This window comes from Moorena sp. SIO1G6 (assembly GCF_010672795.1).
Lineage (GTDB): Bacteria > Cyanobacteriota > Cyanobacteriia > Cyanobacteriales > Coleofasciculaceae > Moorena > Moorena producens.
This window is the reverse complement of sequence record NZ_JAAHFZ010000127.1, coordinates 1-5,196: the sequence shown is the minus strand read 5'-3', so window position 1 is coordinate 5,196 and position 5,196 is coordinate 1. Positions and strand designations below refer to the sequence as shown.

The 5,196-nt window shown below is 42.5% G+C and carries 3 protein-coding genes and 2 pseudogenes; 3 read left to right on the top strand and 2 right to left on the bottom strand.

Translation table 11 applies throughout. The features are described from left to right. Positions 1-229: 229 nt before the first annotated feature. Positions 230-439, top strand: a complete 210-nt coding sequence (locus F6K63_RS36230) for a hypothetical protein (RefSeq protein ID WP_287314927.1) — start codon at positions 230-232, stop codon at positions 437-439. Positions 440-710: 271 nt separating this feature from the next. On the opposite strand, the pseudogene F6K63_RS36225 reads toward F6K63_RS36230, so the two are convergent. Further along, positions 711-1,826: pseudogene (locus F6K63_RS36225) on the bottom strand (ISAs1 family transposase); the annotation flags it as partial. Between the two features lie 23 nt (positions 1,827-1,849). Between F6K63_RS36225 and F6K63_RS36220 the strand changes: the two are divergent. Together F6K63_RS36220 and F6K63_RS36215 are read left to right on the top strand one after the other, a co-directional pair. Next, positions 1,850-1,996 carry a hypothetical protein gene (locus F6K63_RS36220; RefSeq protein WP_287251513.1) on the top strand — a complete coding sequence of 49 codons (147 nt, stop codon included), beginning with the start codon at positions 1,850-1,852 and terminating at the stop codon, positions 1,994-1,996. Positions 1,997-2,079: 83 nt separating this feature from the next. After that, positions 2,080-3,156, top strand: a pseudogene (locus tag F6K63_RS36215) (serine/threonine protein kinase); the annotation flags it as partial. A gap of 270 nt (positions 3,157-3,426) precedes the next feature. Here the strand turns inward: F6K63_RS36215 and F6K63_RS36210 are convergent. After that, positions 3,427-4,731, bottom strand: coding sequence for a pentapeptide repeat-containing protein (locus tag F6K63_RS36210; RefSeq protein WP_287314926.1), 1,305 nt, complete (start codon positions 4,729-4,731; stop codon positions 3,427-3,429). Positions 4,732-5,196: the final 465 nt, after the last annotated feature.

The window sequence follows — 5,196 nt, the reverse complement described above, 5'->3', positions numbered from 1 at the left end:
TTGGTATAATTCTGGTATCATTCTAACTTGATAGGTCGTCTTGACAATTTCTGACCTATCTTTTTTTACCATAATTCGCTCAATTTAATATATATCAAGGTTTACGGGGCGCTTGTCGCCCCCCCAGCTCAAAGGGTCATTATTTATTGGTGATGTTTTGATCAATATGTTCGACAAGCAATTTTCTCACTTATCAGATTTCGATCAAGAGCTAATGAACTATTTAGCCATGGCTACCGAGCCAGTTTCAACTCAATACTTGCTAGCTCAATTTTCTTCATATCCCAACAGAGCGAGTTCAGAAATAAAGACATCTATAAATAATTTGTTACAACGTTCACTTATTGAAAAAAATTCTCAGGATATGGGGGAAGTTTTTTTTACTGTAGATCCTGTAATTAAAAACTATCTTAACAAACGTTTGTACCAGGGTGGCTGATTTAAGTAACTATGATTCACATCGGACAGGAAATACACAATCGTTACCAAGTTATCAAAAAGTCAGGGTAATCGCATCTTGATCGAGTTCTAAAATTACTTTAACTTGACCATTAATTTGACTGTAAACTGCAGGTTATGACATGCACAAAACTGATGTATTTAGTGTTAAAGTCCCACAAAGTGCTTTGGATCTATGGCTTGAGCTATATGAGGAAGTCCATGACCTGATCAAACTTGTCCTCAAACTTGCCTTGATCTGAGCCAACCCCTCACTCAGCCACACTGGCTGCCAGAATTTTGATCACAAAGTCATTGTCCATCCCGGCCTTGTAACGCTTCATCTTCAGACTGAGTCGGGACGGTTCGCGATCCACGTAAATTGACACTTAAACGGCGCAACAGCCCCAGGTTTTGGGCAGCATAACCCTGACGAATCCGACTCGCATCTTCGTTGAAGGTGACATCGAGCACCCAATGCAGACTATTTTCAATAGTCCAATGGGAGCGAATGACCTGGTTATGGCGCTGAGCATCCGGTTCCAGACTACTGATGTAAAAGCGAACTTCCTTGGTAGTTTTGTTCCATAACTCTCGCGTAGTCTTAACCATCACCACGGTGGTTAAGCCCACCCATTGGGGTTGCCGATGCAGGGCGCGGTAATTGACTCACTGGCACCGCCCAAACCTGACGAGTATCCCTGCGGTGATGCCCACTTTCAATACAAGGCGTGGTGAGTGAACTCAATCCCCTGCCAGTTCTGAGCTTCAGCTTGCTTAAACCAATCCTTTACTGACTGGCTGAGCTGACCTTGGTTGCCTTTGAGAGCCAAAACATAGTCTCCTTCGGCCTTCTTGATTTGCCCAGCCATGGGGATTTGGGTTCCCATCGCATCGAGGGTCACCACAGCTCCCTTAAGGTTGAGCAACAACAGCCTCTGAGGTAGTGCCTTGATTTCATTGGACTTGCTCTCGACCTTTTGCTGAGCCAGCACCAGCCCATGTTCGCTGCTCCAGGCACTGACACTGTGCAGAGCTTTAAGTTGGCTTTCTCGGTCATAAGAACCTTTTCACCTCTTGCCATCGATATGAATCATCTTTATACCTAATTTATCGGTGATGCTGCTGATCCAACTCAGGAAACTGGTTTCTAGCTCTTGGGGTTCGAGCCGACCCAACACCCGACCAAAGGTATCATGGGAGGGAATCCCATAGGGTAAGTCCAAAAAGGTCTCATGCCACCCAAGCTTGGCTTTGCCGTAGGTCTCAATGGCGACAAACCCATCGGCTCCAGAGAGGATGGCCAAAATGGCAATGGTGACTATCGCTCTTCAACTGTGATGCTGGGTTCTTTCCACACGGGGATCCTGTAGGTGTTGAAAGTGTTTAAGAACACTCTTTCATTGAATCAATGCCTGTTGTTGTTGCTGAGGTGTCAGCACAAGTGCGGCCATTGCCTTTTGACATGATCAACGATCGGGAAATAGAAAATTTTGTTGATTCTCAGGTTAACTGCTTGGGCTTCTGGGAGGTAGCCTCAAGGGCGATCAGGATTTAGATAACACACCTAAATATTTGTCAAGTACATTTTATACAAAATAAGATGCGATTACCCTGATCAAAAAGTGAGGTAGCGGTAACTTTAGTCAAACCTTTGAAGTAGAAGATTGGCTTGGTATTAACTCAAGTCAGTCAGGTAACAGGAAAGTGATCAAAGTTCTGACATTAAGTTACTTTAGTGATTCAAAGACGAGAGAAAAAGCCGTTGAGTTGTTTCAGCGAGAAGTAGAAGTGTTGAAGCAGCTCAATCATCCAGGAATTCCCCGAGTTGAGCCAGATAGCTACTTCCGTTTTGTGCCTAATAAAAATAACCAAGAAGACTTCTTACACTGCTTGGTGATGGAGAAGATTGATGGACTAACGTTGGAAGAGTGGCTGGTTCAGACTAATCAACTAATTACTGAAGAGCAGGCAATTGACTGGCTAAAACAACTGATAGTAATACTTAATGAAATCCATCCCAAGTATTTACACAGGGATATTAAACCGGATAACATCATGATCAGACCCAATGGACAACTGGTATTAATTGACTTTGGCGCAGTTAAAGAACTAACCCAAAAATACATTATTCAACAACAAAGTACTTCGCCAACTACCAGTATTGGAACCCTAGGATATGTACCACCAGAGATCATTAATGAACAAGAAGCTTATCCACAATCTGATTTTTTTGCCTTAGGTCGTACCTTTGTGCGGTTGCTCAGTGGTCAACACCCTAGTGATTTTCCAAAAGACTCCCGAACTGGAAAGTTTATCTGGCGAAATGAAGCAATACATATTTCGGAAAGACTGTTGGATTTAATAGATTTTCTAATGGAACCGTATTGGCAAAATCGGCAAAAATATCACCAAACAATTTTGTTATATATGATTGATTATTTGACCAATAATAATATTAATAATTATGATAATTATAAAAATAAACGGGTTAAGCGTAGCAATTATAATTTTATTAATTCAGGATTATTAATTTTTAGCCTTGTCCTCAACTTCTTTTTACTTGGTTTACTTAGCCAAGGAAATTATCTAACCCCTGGTGTAGTTTTGCTACTTTTTGTAATCCTCAGTATCCTGTCCATATCACTAGTATTTTCTTTAGAATTTATTTTATTAATTAAAAGATTATCCAAGCTGTTACTGTCTAGGAAAATATAGCGGTTTGCAACCCGCGCTAATTAAAATAATAACAAGGGTAGCATGTCACTTATGCAGAGCATTTGTACTAGAGCAATAACATCTATCTATTTTAGCGGATTTTATGGATTTCCTCTTCCAAGCTGTTAGTTAAAACGACTCCAAACATAGCTATACCTTTATTTTATACTTCAACCTTATAAACTAACCATAAATAATTTACAAAACTATTGCTTAGCCATAATTTTGTAAATCATATTAATAATTTAACATCACAGGTACGAAAAAGCCTTAAATAATCGGTCTATTCGCTTGCTGTTTAACAATTTCCCACAGATTTGCGCTGCGCTGACGAGAGCTTGCTAGCTGGTCATGGGACGCTTTCAATTCTGCACGATATATTCCCTCAAGGGTACTCAGTTTATTGTCATATAGTGTTTTTGCCTGACGCTCAATTTCAGCCTTGCTAGCATCTAGTGGTACCTCAAGCCTAATCAAAAACGAACCACTGCTCTTCTTTTCGATAGCTTGGATTGATAGGTATTCTTCACCGTATTCTTCCCTGAGCTGTTGAAAGGAAAGCAAAAAAGCTTTCCAGTCAATACCATCACTAAATGTCAGGTCAACAGTTTCCAAGGCTTTCTGAAACAGACAAGTAAAATCTCCTGGGGCAAAGTTCTGAGTTTCATTCCTAGGGCGACGTTCAATGAATTTGTCTTGTGTATAGTCATATTTTAGATACGCATACTCACAAATCACATGCTTGAGCTTCGTGCCCTGATTAATTTTCCAATCTTCCAGACAAGCTCCGGTAAAGATTACTTCAGTAAAATTACAGTCTAACGCTTGAGTCCTAATCAGGTAAGCCTCCCTCAGGTCAGCCTTGGTCAGGTTAGCTTCGCTCAAGTCAGTTCCGCTCAGGTCAGCCTTGGTCAGGTCAGCCTTGGTCAGGTCAGCTTTATTGAAGTTAGCTCCACTGAGGTCAGCTTTGCTGAGGTTAGCTCGACTCAGGTCAGCTTTGCTCAGGTCAGCCCAACTGAGGTCGGCACTTCTGAGGTCTGCCTGGCTCAGGTCGGCATTTCTAAACTCAGCCAGACTGGGGTTAGCACCACTAAGGTTAGCCCTGCCAAGGTAACATCCACAAAGGTCTGTTTTGCTGAGGTTAACTCTACTTAGGTTAGCCTTGTAGAGGTTAGCAGAGCGGAGCTTAGCTTTGCAAAGGTCAGACTTGTAGAGGTTAGTCTCAATTAGGTTAGCGCCGCTGAGGTTAGCCTCGATCAGGTTAGCCTTGTAGAGGTTAGCAGAGCGGAGCTTAGCTTTGCAAAGGTTAGCCTGGTTAAGGTTAACCTTGATCAGGTTAGATAAACAGAGGTTAGCCTCAAGGAGATTAGCCTCGCTGAGGTTAGCCCCTCTTAGGTTAGCCACATTGAGGTCAGCTTTGATCAGGTTAACTCGCCTGAGATCAGCTCTACTGAGGTCAGCCCCTCTCAGGTTAGCCTCACTCAGATCAGGCTCTAGGTTAGGATTCTCCATCCGCCACTGATTCCAGGCATCTATCCCTCGTTTGAGCACAGCCAAATGCTCTTTGTCTGCCATGATGCAATTCGATCCCACAATACAAAAAAACGCTCACAATAGGGCAGCGTCATGGTTTCTTCCTGCTTCATCCTAGTCGTGTCGGCACTATCCAGTCCACAGGTATTAGGGTCTGAATATATTTGTCTACACGGATGCTTTGACATCTCCCCCGTTTAAAACACGGGGGATTCTATGAGGTTGTTACACCGCAGCGGTTTTCCCGTGCGGTTTCACTTCTCATTCGATATGATTTTTTAAGAGAGCTAAAAAGATCGTATCGATGTGGGAGTGTCAAAACTCCCCTACCCACCTTGGCTAGGTCGATTAGCTGTGTGGTTACTTTTTTGATAATGTTTGATTAAACTAAGCCGGTGAGTCGCCTCACCGACTCGTCTTCAAAACCGGACGTGAAAGTTTCCCTTCATCCGGCTCCTCATCATAGGAACCATTGTCATTGGTACCTCATTAAATCGGATTGTTATC